Raw genomic sequence first — 15,353 nt, 5'->3', positions numbered from 1 at the left:
TAGTCGCAGACCAAACCCAGCGTAGCGATCCTGGCTGGGCGTCTGGACGATGACAGTGCGTGGCTAGGGCAAGCGCGCACAGCAAGGCCAACAGGGTTTTGTTAGCGGCCCGATGGAGACGGATGCGCTGGATACATCAGCAGACCCTGACGGCCTACCCCCGCCGCACCCACAGACGATAGTCCCTCGGGGTCATGCCCGTCAGTTGCCGGAACTGCTTGGATAGCGCGCTCTGGTCACAGAAGCCGCAATCCAGCGCGATATCCGAGATAGCCGCCTGGCTCTGTGCCAGCAGGCGGGCGGCTGCATCAATGCGCAGCTTGGTCAGGAACTGCCCGGCGCTGAGCTGGAATATCTTCTTCATGCGCCGCTCAAACTGCGCCAGCGAGATACCCGCCATCTCGGCCAGCGCCTCCACCGACTGCGGCTGGGCATAGCAGGCCAGCATATGGTCCACCGCCTCTGCCATGCGGGCATCCACGATGCCTGCCCGGCTGGGCTCCAGCAGATCGCGTGACAAACAGGCCAGGCCGATGATGCTGCCCTGCGCATCGAGCAAGGGAGTCTTGTTGCTGAGACACCAGCCTGGCTCGCGGTTGTTGAACAGGGTCAGGTCCAGGTTGTCGACTATGGGCAGGCCAGTGCGGAACAACTGCTCATCCTGCTCGGCATAGCGGTCTGCCATATGGGGCGGGAACAACTCATGCGCCGTTCTCCCCACCGCCTCATGCTTGCCCGCCAGGCCGCAGCGCTCGGCACAGGCCTGGCTCATGGTGATGTAGCGGCCGGCACGATCCTTTACTGAAAACACCATGTCCGGCATACGGTCAAACAAGGCTTCCACAAACAGCGGCTGAGCTAGGCAGCTGACAAAGTCCTCGCGCCAGGCCTTGAGCGTGCTATCCATCCGATTTATTCCCATCTCTATCGCATTTGCCAAAAACGGGCCTTTTTACGCGCTGATCACACAAGATCGCATCGGCCTCTAGAAACTAGCATGACGGCATTCCCAATCAACGGGCAAGCCTCATGTCTCAAATGCAGCAAATCCAGATCATCGACTCCCACACCGGCGGCGAGCCGACACGCGTCGTCATCAGCGGCGGCCCACGCCTGGGCCACGGCACCCTGGCCGAACGGCGCGCCCGTTTCGGCAGCGAATTCGATCACTACCGCTCCGCCATATGCAATGAGCCACGCGGCAGCGACCCGGTGGTCGGCGCCTTGCTGTGCGAACCGCGCGACCCCAGCTGTGTGGCAGGCGTCATCTTCTTCAACAACGTCGGCACCATAGGCATGTGCGGCCACGGCACCATAGGCCTGGTCGTCACCCTGGCCCATCTGGGCCGCATAGGCGAGGGCACCCACCGTATCGAAACCCCGGTAGGCGTGGTTGAAGCCACCCTGCAACGCGGCAACCGGGTCAGCCTGCGCAATGTCGCCAGCTACCGCAGCGCCACCCAGGTAGCCGTCGAGGTGCCTGGCTACGGCCGCATGCACGGGGATATCGCCTGGGGCGGCAACTGGTTCTTCCTGGTCAGCGATCATGGCCTGCAGGTTCAGTCCGACAATATTGCCCAGCTGACCGACTGCAGCGTCCGCCTGCGTGCCGTGCTGGATCAGGCCGGCATACGCGGCGACGATGGCAGCGAGATCGACCATATCGAGCTGTTCGGCCCCAGCAGCGTGGCCGATTCCCGCAGCTTCGTACTCTGCCCCGGCCTCGCCTACGACCGCTCACCCTGCGGCACCGGCACCAGCGCCAAACTTGCCTGCCTGGCCGCCGACGGCAAGCTCGCTGCAGGCCAGATCTGGTGGCAGGAAAGCATCATAGGCAGCGTGTTCGAAGCGCAATACGAACAGGCCGACGGCCAGCTCTACCCCCGCATCACCGGCACTGCCTATGTCAACGGCGCCACCACCCTGATGATAGACCCGCAAGACCCGTTCGCCTGGGGCATACGCAGCGAGGCCATGGCGTGAATCCCGTCATGCACGGCGACGTGCTGATCATCGGTGCCGGCATCATAGGCAGCGCGCTGGCCGAGCAATGTGCCCGGCGCGGACTGCGGGTCGCCGTTGCCGAGGCCGCCATCCCGGCAGCCGGCACCTCAGCCGCCGGCATGGGCCACCTGGTGGTGCTGGACGATAACCCTGCCGAGCTGGCACTGAGCCGTGACGGCCTGGCACGCTGGCAGGCACGCCGCCATGAGCTGCCGGCCAATGCCGAGTACCGCGCCTGCGGCACCCTCTGGCTGGCGCGCGACGAGGCCGAGATGCAGGAGGCCGAGCGCAAGCAGGCCGGCTACCAGCAGCACGGTCTCAGCAGCAACCTGCTGCCCGCCACCGCCCTGCGCAAGCTGGAACCCGCCCTGGCGCCTAACCTGGCCGGCGCCCTGCAGGTTCCCGACGATGCCGTGCTCTACCCCCCAGTCGCCAGCCGCTGGTTGCTGCAAAACGCCCAGGCCCTGGGGGCGCAGCTCTGGTGCAAGGCCCAGGTCAGCAGCGTGGACGACGAAGGCGTCGCCCGCCTGGCCGATGGTCGGCTGCTGCGCGCCCGCCATATCGTCATCGCCGCCGGCAATGCCAGCGCCACGCTCCTGCCCGGCCTGCCACTCAAGCCGCGCAAAGGCCAGTTGCTGATCACCGAGCGCTATCCGCAACGCATCCGCCACCAACTGGTGGAACTGGGCTATATCCGCTCTGCCCACGCCAGCGATGGCGATTCCGTCGCATTCAATGTCCAGCCCCGCGCCACCGGCCAGTTGCTGATTGGCTCCTCCCGCCAGTTTCACGATACCGACCCCGCCATCAACTGGCCGCTGCTACAGGCCATGCTCAGCCGCGCGCTGGAATACCTGCCCAGCCTGCGCCAGTTGCAAGCCCTGCGCAGCTGGGCGGGGTTCCGGCCCGCCACGCCAGACAAACTGCCCCTGTTGGGCAAGGTGCCCGGCCACAGCCGACTCTGGCTGGCCACCGGCCACGAGGGTCTGGGCATCACCACCGCGCTTGCCAGCGCCCATCTGCTGGCCGATCTGCTGTGCGAACAGGCACCCGCCCTTGATCCCACCCCCTACAACCCCGCCCGCTTCGGCCCCTGGAGCCTGGCCGATCAGCACCACCCGGTGGGAGTCGCCGCATGAAGGTGCAACTGTTTATCGATGGCCAAGCCCACCTTGCCACCCTGGGCAGCAATCTGGCCGCCGCCCTGGCGGGCCTGCCCGGCCGCTGCTCGGTCAGTGGCCAGCCGCGTGCCGCCCTGTGCGGCATGGGCGTGTGCTTCGAATGCCGGGTCACCATCGATGGTCAGCCGCACCAGCGTGCCTGCCAACGGGTGGTATACGAAGGCATGGAGGTAGCGCGTGAGCTCTGAGCTGCATACCGACATCGCCATCATCGGCGCCGGTCCTGCCGGCATAGCTGCCGCCATCGCCGCCTGCGCCCAGGGCGCCCACGTCACCCTGGTGGACGACAACCCCCGCCCTGGCGGGCAGATCTGGCGTGGCGGCCCGAGCCAGGCGCCGGCCTCGGCCAGCAGCACCTTCCGCCAGCTGGCCGACAGCCAGGCGCGCCTGCTCAGCGGCTTCCGCGTCGCAGCCATACCCGCCCCCGGCCAGTTGCTGCTGGAAGACCCCCACCGCGCCCAGGTATTGCGCTACGGCAAGCTCATCATCGCCAGCGGCGCCCGCGAACGGCTGTTGCCCTTCCCCGGCTGGACACTGCCAGGCGTTACGGGCGCAGGCGGGCTGCAAGCCCTGGTCAAGGGCGGGCTGGATGTCCGCGACCAGCACATCGTGCTGGCCGGCACCGGCCCCTTGTTGCTGGCCAGCGCAGCCACCCTGCGCGCCGCCGGTGCCCAGGTGCTGCTGATTGCCGAGCAGGCACCCTGGTCGCAGCTGGCCCGCTTTGGCTGGGCCCTCAAGGCCTATCCGGCCAAGCTGGCCCAGGCCGCCTCGCTGGCCTGGCAGTTGGGCGGCGTGCCCTATCACCATGCCAGCCATGTACTGGCCGCGCTAGGCCAAACCCGGCTGGAAGGAGTGCAGCTGCAACTGGGCGCCCGCACCCTCACCCTGCCGTGCGACTGGCTGGGCGTGGGCTATGGCCTGCTGCCGAATACCGAACTGCTGCGTGCCTTGCATTGCCAGATCAGCCAGGGCGCCGCCGAAGTCGATGCCCTGATGCAGACCTCGCAAGCCGGCATCTATGCCGTAGGCGAGGCCACCGGCATCGGTGGCGTCGATAAAGCCCTGCTGGAAGGCCGCATCGCCGGGCTGGCCGCCACCGGTGCCGCCGCCGCCGCCCAGGCACTGGCTCCAAAGCGCAAACGGCAGCTGGCGTTTGCAGCACTGCTGGACAAACACTTCGCCCTGCAACCCGCCATCACCCAACTGGCCCAGCCCGACACCCTGGTATGCCGCTGCGAAGACGTCAGCCACGCCAGCCTGCAGCTGTTCGACAGCTGGCGCGAGGCCAAGCTGCAGACCCGCTGCGGCATGGGCGCCTGCCAGGGCCGTATCTGTGGTGCTGCCTGCGAGTCCCTCTATGGCTGGCAAGGCAGCGGCGACCGCCCCCCCTTACTCCCCACCCGGCTCGGCAGCCTGCTTGAGCCTACCCTAGCAAAGGCAAATCCCACATGAGTATCCGTTTCGAAGGCGTCATGCCTGCCATCACCACGCCGTTCGCAGCCGACCTGAGCGTAGATCACGAAGCCCTGACCCAGACCGTCCAATGGCTGGCCGGCCATGGCTGCAGCGGCATCGTGCCCTGTGGTTCGCTGGGCGAAGGCGCCACCCTGGAGTTCGACGAAAAGGTCGCCCTGATCGAAACCTGCGCCCGTGCCGTCGACATCCCCGTCATCCCCGGCATCGCCGCCCTCTCCACCCACGAGGCCGTCAAGCTGGCCAAGGCCGCAGCCCACCATGGCGCCAAGGGTCTGATGGTTCTGCCACCCTATGTCTACAGCAGCGACTGGCGCGAGATGAAGGCCCACCTAGCCGCCGTCATCCAGGCCACGCCCTTACCCTGCATCATTTACAACAACCCGGTTGCCTACAAGACCGACTTCAAGCCCGAGCAGATCCTCGAACTGGCCAACGAGTTCGACAACGTCAAGGCCGTGAAGGAGTCCTCCACCGACGTCCGCCGCATCACCGCCATCAAGGCACTGGCCGGTGATCGCCTGGCCCTGGGCGTGGGTGTCGATGATGTCCTGGTGGAAGGTGTTGCCGCCGGTGCCCAGTTCTGGATCGCCGGCCTGGTCGATGCCCTGCCGGCCGAATCGGTGCGGCTGTTCGAGCTGGCCCGCGCAGGCCGCTACGAAGAAGCCGCCCGCCTCTACGCCTGGTTCCTGCCCTTGCTGCGGCTCGATACCGTGCCCAAGTTCGTACAGCTGATCAAACTGGTGCAAGAAAAACTGGGGGTCTGCCACCACCGCGTCCGCGGCCCACGCCTGGCCCTGGAAGGCGCCGAGCTGGCCGAAGCCGAAGCCGTCATCCAGCACGCGCTTGCCACGCGCCCAGCCCTATGAGCAACGCCCCCTTGCTACAAGGCCTGTCGCTGATCGGCTACGACCACGGCAGCCCTGGCGATAGCCGCTTCCAGGCCAGCAACCCGGCCACCGGCGAGCTGCTGCCCCAGCACTTCCACGCCGCTCACCCCTCGGAACTGGACCGGGCGGTGGTCCTGGCGCAGCAGGCCGCACCTGCCTACGCTGCCCTGGGCGGCAGCCTGCATGGCGCCTTCCTGCGCGGCATCGCCGAGCGGCTGGAGGCACTGGCCGATGAGTTGGCCGAGCTGGTGCCGCAGGAGACCGGACTGCCCGAGGCACGGGTGCGCGGCGAGTTGGCACGCACCACCGGCCAGTTACGGCTGTTTGCCCAACTGGCCGAGCAGGGTGATTGGGTCGATGCACGGCTGGACAGCGCACAAGCCCAGCGCCTGCCACAGCCACGGCCCGAGCTGCGCTCCATGCTGCAGCCCTTGGGTCCGGTCGCGGTATTCGGCGCCAGCAACTTCCCGCTGGCCTTCTCGGTGGCCGGTGGCGATACCGCCTCGGCCCTGGCCGCCGGCTGCCCGGTCGTGGTCAAGGCCCACCCAGCCCACCCGGCTACCAGCGAGCGGGTTGGCTTGGCCATCATCGAAGCCGCCCGGGCGCTCGATCTGCCCGAAGGCGTCTTCTCGCTGCTGTTCGACGCCGGCATCAGCGTCGGCCAGGCCCTAGTCAAGCACCCCGGCATACAGGCTGTCGGCTTCACCGGCTCCCTGCGGGCCGGCCGGGCGCTGATGGATGCCGCCGCCGCCCGCCCGCACCCCATACCGGTGTATGCCGAAATGGGCAGCAGCAATCCGGTGGTCGTCCTGCCCCAATCGCTCAGCCGCCATGCCGAGTCCATCGCCGATGGCCTGGCCGCCTCGGTCACCCTGGGCAACGGCCAGTTCTGCACCTGTCCCGGCCTGGTCCTGGCGGTGGAGGGCGAGGGCTACCAGCGCCTGCGTGATCGCCTCACCCTGCAACTGGCCAAGGTACAGGCAGCCCCCATGCTCAGCGCCGCCATCGCCGGCAGCTTTCATGATGCGCTGGCCACCCGGGCCCGCCAGGAAGGCGTCGTGCAACTGCTGTGCAATACCCCAGGCCCCCACCGCACCGGCCCCGCCCTGCTGGAGACCGATGCGGCCCGCGTACTGGTCCAGCCGGCCTTGACCCACGAGGTCTTTGGCCCGGTCACCGTGCTGGTGCGCTGCGCCAACCCGGCCGAACTGATGCAGGTGCTGCACAGCCTGGATGGACAATTGACCGCCACACTCCATGCCGAGGCGACCGAGCTTGCCGCCTGGCCGGGCCTGCCCGCCCTGTTGGCCAGCAAGGCGGGCCGCGTGCTGTTCGGCGGCTATCCCACCGGGGTCGAGGTCTGTCATGCCATGGTGCACGGCGGCCCCTACCCAGCCGCATCCGATAGCCGCAGCACCTCGGTCGGTGCCGCCGCCCTGCTGCGCTTCGCCCGCCCAGTCTGCTACCAGAACTGGCCCGATGAGCTGCTGCCTGCCGCCCTGCAAGCCGCCAATCCGCTGGGCCTGATGCGCATGGTGGACGGCCAATACCGCCGGGATGGGGGATGAGTCACCCGTCTCCAACATAAAGGGGCTGGCCCGCCCAGCCAGCCCGACAAGCGCGGCAGCACCGCGTCAGATACCGAGGAAGCCAGCGGGCCGGCTCGCCGGCCCACGCAGCAACACCACCAAGAAGAGAGGACAACATGCCACACCCTGCACCCAAGCAATGCGCCCTGATCCTGGCCAGCGCCCTGCTCGCCTCATCAGTTGCCGCTGCCGGCCCCACTACGGTCAAACTGGGATTCGCCGCCCCGCTCACTGGCCCGCAAGCGCACTACGGCGCCGACATGAAGGCCGGCATCGTGCTGGCGCTGGAAGACATCAACAAGCAAGCCCCCGTCATCGGCGGCTCGCCGGTGAAGTTCGAGCTGATGACCGAAGACGATCAGGCCGACCCCAAGTCCGCCACCAGCGTGGCGCAGCGCTTCGTCGATGCCAAAGTCAGCGGCATCATCGGCCACTTCAACTCCGGCACCTCCATCCCGGCCTCCAAGGTCTACGCCGACGCCGGCATTCCGCAGATTGCCATGGCGACCGCCCCCACCTACACCGCCCAAGGCTTCAAGACCACCTTCCGCGCCATGACCAGCGACACCCAGCAGGGCAGCGTCATGGGCGGCTTTGTCGTCAAGAAGCTGGGGCTCAAGACCATCGCCATCATCGATGACCGCACCGCCTATGGCCAAGGGCTGGCCGACCAGTTCGAGAAAGCCGCCAAGGCTGCCGGCGGCGTGGTGGTACAGCGCGAATACACCACGGACAAGGCTACCGACTTCTCCAGCATCCTCACCAATATCAAGGCCAAGCAACCGGCGGCCATCTTCTACGGTGGTGCCGATGCCCAGTCCGCCCCGCTGACCCTGCAGATGCGTCGCCTGGGCATCAAGGCGCAGCTGATTTCCGGCGAAATGACCCGCACCGACAACTACCTCAAGCTGACGGGCGACGCTGGCGACGGCGTCATCGCCTCGCTGGCCGGCCTGCCGGTAGAGAAGACACCGGGCGCGTCCGAACTGGTAGCACGGGTCAAGGCACGCTTCGGCGCCGCCGACTTCTACGCCCCCTATTCCTACGACGCCACCATGGTGATGTTCAAGGCCATGAAGGCCGCCAACTCCACCGACCCCGCCCGCTACCTGCCCTTCCTGGCCAAGACCCGCCATGCCGGCGTCAGCTCGCCCAATATCGCCTACGACGCCCGTGGCGATCTCAAGTTTGGCGACATCACCGTCTACAAGGCCCAGAAAGGCAAGTGGACGGTGCTGGAAACCGTCAGCGGCAGCTGAGCCTCACCTGCCCACCCCGTTTCGGCATCCTCACGGGCTGGCCGCTATCGCTCCGTAGCGTCCTGCCCACCGTGCAGGGTTGACCCCTCCCTGCGCGGTCGCCGACTTGCGGCGGGTCCACAAGGCCCGCCGCACCTTTTTATTCTTGCGAGACCCCGATGAACGCCCCGCTCCATACCGCCACCCAGCACCTCGCCACCTTGCGTCAAGCCATGCAGGCACAGGGCCTGCACGCCTGTATCGTGCCCTCGGCCGATCCTCACCTGTCCGAATACCTGCCCACCCGCTGGCAGGGCCGCCGCTGGCTCAGCGGCTTCCAGGGCTCGGTCGGCACCCTCATCGTCACCGCCGATTTTGCCGGTCTGTGGGTAGACAGCCGCTACTGGGTGCAGGCCGAAGCCGAACTGGCCGGCAGCGGCATCGCCCTGATGAAGACCGATACCGCCGCCAGCACCGCCTATATCCCCTGGCTGGCTGCGCACCTGCCCCCAGGCAGCAGCGTCGCCGTGGCTGGCGAAGTACTGGGCCTGGGCCTGCGCCGCACGCTCAACACTGCCCTCTGCGCCAGCGACATTTCCTTGCGTACCGATATCGACCTGCTCGCCAGCATCTGGCTGGATCGCCCCGGCCTGCCCGCCGCGCCGGTATACGAGCATCTGGCACCCCACGCCGATCTCAGCCGCGCCGAGCGGCTGGCGTGGGTCCGCGCCCAGATGCACGAGCAAGGGGCCGACTGGCATTTCATTTCCTCGCTGGACGACATAGCGTGGCTGTTCAATCTGCGCGGCAGCGACGTCAGCTTCAATCCCGTGTTTGTTGCCCATGCCCTGCTCAGCCCCAGCCAGGCCACCCTGTTCCTGGCACCCGGCAAGGTTGATGCTGCACTGACCGCACGGCTGGCCGCCGATGGTGTCGCCCTGGCCGACTACGACCAGGCGACCCATGCCCTGCGCGCCCTGCCATCCGGCAGCAGCATCTTGCTAGACCCTCGCCGCGTCACCGTCGGCCTGATCGATACCCTGCCCGCCGGGGTCAAGCGGGTCGAAGCCATCAATCCCAGCACCCTGGCCAAGGCCGTCAAGTCCACCGCCGAAGTCGCCAACCTGCGCCTGACCATGGCCCACGATGGCGCCGCCCTGTGTGAGTTCTTCGCCTGGCTGGAGGCAGCCCTGGCGCAAGGCCAGCGGCTGACCGAGGTGGACATCGACACCCACCTGACCGCCGCCCGCGCCCGCCGCCCCGGCTTTGTCAGTGCCAGCTTCGCCACCATTGCCGGCTTCAACGGCAACGGCGCCATGCCCCACTACTGCGCCACGCCCGCAAGCCATGCGGTCATCGAAGGCAATGGCCTGCTACTGATCGACTCGGGCGGCCAGTATCTGGGCGGCACCACCGACATCACGCGTACCATCGCCATCGGCAAGCTCACCGACCAGCAGCGGCAGGACTTCACCCTGGTACTCAAGGGCGTGATCCAGCTATCGCAGGCGCGCTTTCCCACAGGTACCCGCAGCCCCATGCTAGATGCCCTGGCCCGCACCCCCATCTGGGCCGCCGGCATCAACTACGGCCACGGCACCGGCCACGGCGTGGGTTACTTCCTCAATGTGCACGAAGGCCCACAAAGCATCTCGCCCTACACCGCCCCAGAACCCCATACCGCCATGCTGGCCGGCATGATCAGCTCCAACGAACCCGGCATCTACCGGGCCGGCCTATGGGGCGTGCGCATAGAAAACCTGATGCACAACATCCCGGCGGGAGAGACCGAGTTCGGCGAATTCCTGGCCTTCGAAACTCTCACGCTATGCCCCATAGACAGCCGCTGCCTGATGCTGTCGCTGCTGCGGGAGGATGAACGCGCCTGGCTCAACCAGTACCACGCCACCGTACGCGAGCGGCTGTTGCCGCTGGTCACCGGTGCCGCACAGCAATGGCTGCTGCGCTGCACCGAACCCGTCTAGCGCCATCACGCCTAGCCCCTCTGGCCTGCGTTGTCCGCAGTGCCAGCCCCCCCGGCGATGCACGGGTAAGCCAGCCCGTAGAGCCCGTTCAAAGTCTTTTCGCCGCGTCGTTCGCAACCTTGCCGGATGAAGGGCAAGGCGTAAGCCGCGCAGCGGTACGGGTACCGTAAGCGGCTTGCAACGCCGCCATTCGCCGGCAAGGCTGCGAACCCGAAGGGCTGAACTGGAAAATGGCCACTCACTGCGTTGTGGCGCTTGGCAATAACTTGTTATTGCCTGTGCGCCACGCCTTGTCCCTGGCCCTTTTCCAGATCAGCGACGAGGCGAAAGGACTTTGAACAGGCTCCTAAATCGCCGCCTCAAAAACGCAACACAAGCTTAGTCATTCTGAAATAACACTGTTTTATTTTATATCTCGGTTCTAGAAATAGACCTGCTGCAGACGTCGCATCGCCTACCAGTACTCAACTCGAGGAGATAAAGCATCATGCGCATCACCACCTGGCTGCGTATCGCAGCCTGTACCCTGCTGGCCTCAGTGGCCAGTGCCGAAAGTTACGTTTACCTCAGCAACAATACCGCCCAGCCGGTCACACTCAGCACGGTGCAGACGGGTGACAAAGCCCTGCAGCAAGGCAGCCACTGGGGCCAGTACGAAACCACCATACCGGCCTATGGCACCCGCAAGATATTGTGGATGAACCGCGATCAGGGCATCAGCAGCGGCAAGAACTTCTATTTCGAGACCACCGTCCGCCAGGGCGCACATGCCGTAGTGCTGCAGCAGCGCCTGCAAGGCAAATTCATCGGCAGCAGCATCTGGGCCGCAGCCCGCTCGGCCGACTTCAGCCACCCCTGGTATGCCGACCGAGAGCTGCACAACGGCCGCACCCGCTTCGCCGGCCTGCAGGCCACCCTGTCCTACCGCGCCCAGTTCACTGGCGGCTACGACGACTTCCACTACGTCATCCAGCCCGATGCCACCGTCGAAACCAACACGGCCAGCAACGAGTTCAAGATACTGAGCTGGAACATCTGGGGCGTAATCGGCGCCAAGCAGATTTGCGACCGCTGGAATGACGTCCCCACCCATACCCGCAATTTCGACGCCGTCGTCTTCAGCGAGGCTTTCGATAACGGCTGCCGCGACCAGCTCCGCGCCGCCTTAAGATCCGAATTCCCCTACCAGACCCAGGTCGTGGATAAAGCCAATGTCTACGAGGATGGCGGGGTCTTTATCGTCAGCCGCTGGCCTATCGCCGGCGAACGGCAAATGGTCTATAGCCAGTGCTCGGGTACCGACTGCCTGTCCAACAAGGGCGTCATGGTGGTCGAGATCATCAAGCAGGGTAAGGCCTACCACATTGCCGGCACCCACACCCAAGCCTGGAACGGCGCAACCGAACGCAGCGTACGCCTGGCCCAGCTCAGCACCCTGCGCCAGTTCGTCGACCAGCAACGGCCACCCGCCAGCGATGCCCTGTTCTACGCCGGAGATCTGAACGTAGACCGTTACGCCACCGCCGACGACTACCAGCAGATGCTGGGCCTACTCGGCGCCAACCAGCCGGCCATCCAGGGCTACGGCTGGACCTACGACGCCAGCGTCAACAGTCTGGCCAGCGCAGGGCGCGAATACCTGGACTACGTGCTGGTCTCCAACGGCCATCGCCAGCCCAGCCGCAGCGAGAACGAGGTCACGGTCTACCGCAGCATCACGCCCGCCGTCTGGTCCTTGCGTGATCTTTCCGACCACTTCGCCGTCGCCGGGCGCTTCCGCTACTAAGCACCGTCAGCAAAGCCATGGCCTCCCCACCCTCTACGCTGGTAGAGGAATGGGAGGCCACGGTCCCCTGCTCATCGCAAAGCCGCCATCACGCAAAGGCGCCTATCCCATGCCACGAACCCTGCTATTGAGCCTGGTCACCGCACTGACGCTGACCCTCTGGTATCTCTGGCCTGCCGCCCAAGCCACCACGACTGCCCCAGCCGCCATCACCCCACCACCCCCCGTGCTTGCGTCCAGTGCCACCACAGCCATCCCGGCGCTCCCGCCCCAGCAGACCGCAGCCGCCCAGCGCCTGGCAGCCTTGCGCACTGTCCTGGCCGGCCAGCGCAGCTTGCTCGAGCTGCAAGCCGAAGTCCGTCGGGCCTGCAAACCCGCCTGCCCCAACTGGCCCGAAGGCGAACTCAGTGCCCTTAGTCCACAAGAAGCCCATCTGCTGCGCCGGGCCCTTGCCGCCCACCCCACCATGGAACGCGCCGTGGCCGAACTAGTACAAGACAGCCAAGCCCCCCTGGCCGAGAGGCTGGCCCACATCAATACGGCCCGCCAGCAGATCGCGGGCACAGAAGTCACCCAGTTGCTCTATGGCGAACAACAAGCGCAGATCGCCTTCCAGGCGGCAGTCCAGTCTTTCCTGGCCGGCCCTGCAGCCAGCCTGCCCCCAGCGGCCCGGCAGCAAGCCCTTGATGCCCTGCAGCGCCAACATTACGGCAGCTATTACGATCACCTCACGGCACAGCAAGCGCCCGCAGAAAAACTGCATTGGGTACTGGCCGCCGCCGAACTGGGGCTGAGCCCCCCCCAGCGCAATGCCATCCGCCTGCAGCTACGCACCCAGTACCTGGGCGCCGACATGGCTCGCCAACTGGCCGCCCAGGATGCCGACGATGCCCGCCACCAGCAGCAGGCCCAGGGCTATCAAGCCGCCCGCGCAGCGCTGGAGACCGCACTCCGCCAACGCGGCGATCCCAGCCGCGACCCGGTACTGGCCGCCGAATGGGAAGCCGGCCTGGCCGCACTCAGGCAGCAGTGGTTTCGCTAGCCCGGCACACGGCAGCCTGAATGCACACAGCGGTATCAGTCCGACTTGATGCCATGCCTTGCCATCTTCCGCTGCAGATAGGTCGCACTCAGTTTCTGGTATTTGCGTTGCGCCTTCTCCTGCCGTTTCTGATCGCCGCTTTGGTGGTGCTCCATGATCCTATCGATCTTCGCCTTCTTGCTGGTCCACCAAGTACCCCCCTTGAAGTTGGGGTCAGCCATCTTTTCAAATTTATGGCTGAAGGTCGCCAGTCCAGCGTTATAGGCCTCTTGATGGGCATTGCTGATATGCCCGAGTTGATCGCTCTTGGAGAAATCGGTGCCGCCGGATTTCCAGTGCGACTTCAGCGCCGAGATGCCAGATTCCTTCAATTTGCCCACCGCCAACCCACCCTTGCCCAGCTGTGGAAACTGCTCGAGCATGGTGGACTGGAAGCGCTTCCCGGCATCCTCGTTGCCGGCCAGCTTCATCCGCCATTTCGCCGCCATGGTCTTGGCCCGCATGGCCGAGCCTATATGGTCCATGCCCACCGCGCGGCCAGCCGTCACGTCTTCCAGAAACGACCCTATCGCAATACCACCCAGCGGTGATGACTTGGCGGTTTCCTTGGTAGATAGGCCCAAGGAAGGAAAAGCACTGACCTTGGCAGAGGCATCGTAGGGCGCATCACCCGGATGCACCGGTGACAACTGCTTGATCACCCGGCTTTCCAGCGTGGCCCGCTCCAGCGAGAGATCAACCGGCAATACGCTATGCGTCACGATCTTCTGCTGCCGCTTTTCCTCCGCCTCCTTGTTCTTCTGCGCATCCTTGGTCTTCTTGATGGCCTTGGGCGTAGAAAGATAGGCCGAGGGCGCACTGCTGTTCATCATGCCCTGGGTCAGCTCTGTGGTGGGATGGGTCATGACGCTGAAACTGGCACCGATCTTGTGTACCGCAGCCTTACCGCTCGCCCCCTGCAGATTGACAGCCACCTTGGTGCGAACACTCTCATCGCTGTCGCCGCCGCGCATCCGGATGATGGCCTCGGAAAATTCCTTGCCCGTCTTGACCTGCGGCGTCCGTGGCTTACCGAGATCACCAGTCTTCTGGCCGGTAAACGTAAAGGGATTCACCGCCGTCAGCGGCTTGACCTTCTTGTGGCCGGAGTCCCCGCCTGACTTACCATGGTCAACACTGGCTTTGCGCTTCACGTAATACCCCCATCACTCAGGCTATAGGATCGTCAAGACGCAACGCGCCAGCAATGCGCATGCCACCCTGCCCAAGGCCGGCCAAAGCCTGCGCCAGCCCAGGCGCTCGGGCCAAGGCAACAGCCTATACCTGGAGTAATACGGGTTGTTTTATACCCATGAAGCGTGGTTTATTACCCATCCGCCGGGCGATGACCGTGCAGGGTAAAGGCAAGCTCGATCAACAAGGCCTAAGGGTTTTGTGAGCGGCGCTCAGCGGGCGCGCGGTAGGGGCTGCATACTGAAGCCTGTGACTGCATCCGGTGTACCCACTCCATCGCACCCAACGATTGAAAACATCATGACCTGGATACTCACCACCCTGCTGATCGCCATCGCCGCCACCGCGCTTGGCCTTGCCTGGTGCATCCTGCGTTTCCACGCCAGCCTGGGCCAGCACCACCTCCGCGGGCGCTATACCTGGGCGGACGAGATCGCCGCACAGGAACAGCCCGATAATCCGGCCAATGATGCGCAATAGATCCTGCCGGGGCATCGCGCTCTCGAGCGGATGCCCCGCTCAGTTGGGAAACGGCTCTATGTGCACTTCGCCACGGCGGCCGAAGTAGCTGACATGTCGGCCTATCAGCCAAACGGTATAGCCTATGCAGCCCGCCAGTTGCGACAGGTGCTTGAATTGCGGATACATCAGCTCCCCACGCTGGGCACCAAGAATAGCCGCCTTGATCCCCTCAGCCGAGAAGTCCTGCCCGATGGTGACATCCACGTCGGGGTGATCCACCGTCAGTGTTTCACCTGTGGGCAGGTAGTAGGTCGTACGGCGAGCTCGATAGTCCACGCTATACGATTCAATACCCGCCCCCAGCAAAGCGCCGACGACCTGGCCAAAATGCATGCGCCCCTCATTCGAGGCGGCAGCCGTATCGCGTATGACGCTTGCGACCGCGTTATCCATGGTGCTTCTCCTTGCTG

Annotated in this window: 14 protein-coding genes; 11 read left to right on the top strand and 3 right to left on the bottom strand. The window is 65.5% G+C overall.

What is annotated here, in order from left to right:
- Positions 1-154 precede the first annotated feature (154 nt).
- On the bottom strand, positions 155-907 hold the full coding sequence (locus tag QWZ03_RS03580; RefSeq protein ID WP_290331490.1) for an AraC family transcriptional regulator: 753 nt from the start codon (positions 905-907) through the stop codon (positions 155-157).
- 122 nt (positions 908-1,029) lie between these two features.
- On the opposite strand from QWZ03_RS03580, the gene QWZ03_RS03575 reads away from it, so the two are divergent.
- From QWZ03_RS03575 to QWZ03_RS03530, 10 genes are all read left to right on the top strand, one after another.
- Positions 1,030-1,983 (top strand): 4-hydroxyproline epimerase, encoded by a 954-nt coding sequence (locus QWZ03_RS03575; protein WP_308447509.1) that lies wholly within the window; start codon positions 1,030-1,032, stop codon positions 1,981-1,983.
- Positions 1,984-1,991: 8 nt separating this feature from the next.
- Complete coding sequence (locus tag QWZ03_RS03570) at positions 1,992-3,143, top strand: NAD(P)/FAD-dependent oxidoreductase (RefSeq protein ID WP_290331489.1); 1,152 nt, start codon at positions 1,992-1,994, stop codon at positions 3,141-3,143.
- Positions 3,140-3,373 carry a (2Fe-2S)-binding protein gene (locus QWZ03_RS03565; protein ID WP_284197054.1) on the top strand — a complete coding sequence of 78 codons (234 nt, stop codon included), beginning with the start codon at positions 3,140-3,142 and terminating at the stop codon, positions 3,371-3,373. The genes QWZ03_RS03570 and QWZ03_RS03565 overlap by 4 nt, the downstream gene beginning before the upstream one ends.
- Positions 3,363-4,637: an NAD(P)/FAD-dependent oxidoreductase gene (locus QWZ03_RS03560; protein ID WP_290331488.1), complete on the top strand. Its 1,275-nt coding sequence runs from the start codon at positions 3,363-3,365 to the stop codon at positions 4,635-4,637. The genes QWZ03_RS03565 and QWZ03_RS03560 overlap by 11 nt, the downstream gene beginning before the upstream one ends.
- Positions 4,634-5,527: a dihydrodipicolinate synthase family protein gene (locus tag QWZ03_RS03555; RefSeq protein WP_290331487.1), complete on the top strand. Its 894-nt coding sequence runs from the start codon at positions 4,634-4,636 to the stop codon at positions 5,525-5,527. Before QWZ03_RS03560 ends, QWZ03_RS03555 begins: the two co-directional genes overlap by 4 nt.
- Positions 5,524-7,116: an aldehyde dehydrogenase (NADP(+)) gene (locus QWZ03_RS03550; protein ID WP_290331486.1), complete on the top strand. Its 1,593-nt coding sequence runs from the start codon at positions 5,524-5,526 to the stop codon at positions 7,114-7,116. Before QWZ03_RS03555 ends, QWZ03_RS03550 begins: the two co-directional genes overlap by 4 nt.
- A gap of 137 nt (positions 7,117-7,253) precedes the next feature.
- The gene (locus QWZ03_RS03545; RefSeq protein ID WP_290331484.1) at positions 7,254-8,396 is read left to right on the top strand and encodes a branched-chain amino acid ABC transporter substrate-binding protein; all 1,143 of its coding nucleotides are present in this window, start codon (positions 7,254-7,256) and stop codon (positions 8,394-8,396) included.
- A gap of 158 nt (positions 8,397-8,554) precedes the next feature.
- On the top strand, positions 8,555-10,360 hold the full coding sequence (locus QWZ03_RS03540) for an aminopeptidase P family protein (protein WP_290331483.1): 1,806 nt from the start codon (positions 8,555-8,557) through the stop codon (positions 10,358-10,360).
- 487 nt (positions 10,361-10,847) lie between these two features.
- Positions 10,848-12,146: a sphingomyelin phosphodiesterase gene (locus tag QWZ03_RS03535; RefSeq protein ID WP_290331482.1), complete on the top strand. Its 1,299-nt coding sequence runs from the start codon at positions 10,848-10,850 to the stop codon at positions 12,144-12,146.
- Between the two features lie 109 nt (positions 12,147-12,255).
- Positions 12,256-13,188, top strand: a complete 933-nt coding sequence (locus tag QWZ03_RS03530) for a lipase secretion chaperone (RefSeq protein WP_290331481.1) — start codon at positions 12,256-12,258, stop codon at positions 13,186-13,188.
- Positions 13,189-13,223: 35 nt separating this feature from the next.
- Here QWZ03_RS03530 and QWZ03_RS03525 read toward each other — a convergent pair whose 3' ends face one another.
- Entirely contained in the window at positions 13,224-14,381 is a 1,158-nt protein-coding gene (locus QWZ03_RS03525; RefSeq protein ID WP_290331480.1) for a hypothetical protein, read from the bottom strand.
- 340 nt (positions 14,382-14,721) lie between these two features.
- Between QWZ03_RS03525 and QWZ03_RS03520 the strand changes: the two genes are divergently transcribed.
- Complete coding sequence (locus tag QWZ03_RS03520; RefSeq protein ID WP_290331479.1) at positions 14,722-14,901, top strand: hypothetical protein; 180 nt, start codon at positions 14,722-14,724, stop codon at positions 14,899-14,901.
- 39 nt (positions 14,902-14,940) lie between these two features.
- Here QWZ03_RS03520 and QWZ03_RS03515 read toward each other — a convergent pair whose 3' ends face one another.
- Positions 14,941-15,336 carry a DUF1398 domain-containing protein gene (locus QWZ03_RS03515; protein ID WP_290331478.1) on the bottom strand — a complete coding sequence of 132 codons (396 nt, stop codon included), beginning with the start codon at positions 15,334-15,336 and terminating at the stop codon, positions 14,941-14,943.
- Between the last annotated feature and the right edge of the window lie 17 nt (positions 15,337-15,353).

Origin of the sequence: Chitinimonas viridis (assembly GCF_030409555.1) — a bacterium.
Taxonomy (GTDB): Bacteria; Pseudomonadota; Gammaproteobacteria; order Burkholderiales; family Chitinimonadaceae; genus Chitinimonas; species Chitinimonas viridis.
This window is presented reverse-complemented; position numbering and strand designations above follow the sequence as displayed.

Excerpts from the sequence above, each read along its gene's own strand:
- QWZ03_RS03580 (WP_290331490.1), bottom strand. The coding sequence starts at position 907 with ATGGATAGCACGCTCAAGGCCTGGCGCGAGGACTTTGTCAGCTGCCTA.
- QWZ03_RS03575 (WP_308447509.1), top strand. The coding sequence starts at position 1,030 with ATGTCTCAAATGCAGCAAATCCAGATCATCGACTCCCACACCGGCGGC.
- QWZ03_RS03570 (WP_290331489.1), top strand. The coding sequence starts at position 1,992 with ATGCACGGCGACGTGCTGATCATCGGTGCCGGCATCATAGGCAGCGCG.
- QWZ03_RS03565 (WP_284197054.1), top strand. The coding sequence starts at position 3,140 with ATGAAGGTGCAACTGTTTATCGATGGCCAAGCCCACCTTGCCACCCTG.
- QWZ03_RS03555 (WP_290331487.1), top strand. The coding sequence starts at position 4,634 with ATGAGTATCCGTTTCGAAGGCGTCATGCCTGCCATCACCACGCCGTTC.
- QWZ03_RS03550 (WP_290331486.1), top strand. The coding sequence starts at position 5,524 with ATGAGCAACGCCCCCTTGCTACAAGGCCTGTCGCTGATCGGCTACGAC.
- QWZ03_RS03545 (WP_290331484.1), top strand. The coding sequence starts at position 7,254 with ATGCCACACCCTGCACCCAAGCAATGCGCCCTGATCCTGGCCAGCGCC.
- QWZ03_RS03540 (WP_290331483.1), top strand. The coding sequence starts at position 8,555 with ATGAACGCCCCGCTCCATACCGCCACCCAGCACCTCGCCACCTTGCGT.
- QWZ03_RS03535 (WP_290331482.1), top strand. The coding sequence starts at position 10,848 with ATGCGCATCACCACCTGGCTGCGTATCGCAGCCTGTACCCTGCTGGCC.
- QWZ03_RS03530 (WP_290331481.1), top strand. The coding sequence starts at position 12,256 with ATGCCACGAACCCTGCTATTGAGCCTGGTCACCGCACTGACGCTGACC.
- QWZ03_RS03520 (WP_290331479.1), top strand. The coding sequence starts at position 14,722 with ATGACCTGGATACTCACCACCCTGCTGATCGCCATCGCCGCCACCGCG.
- QWZ03_RS03515 (WP_290331478.1), bottom strand. The coding sequence starts at position 15,336 with ATGGATAACGCGGTCGCAAGCGTCATACGCGATACGGCTGCCGCCTCG.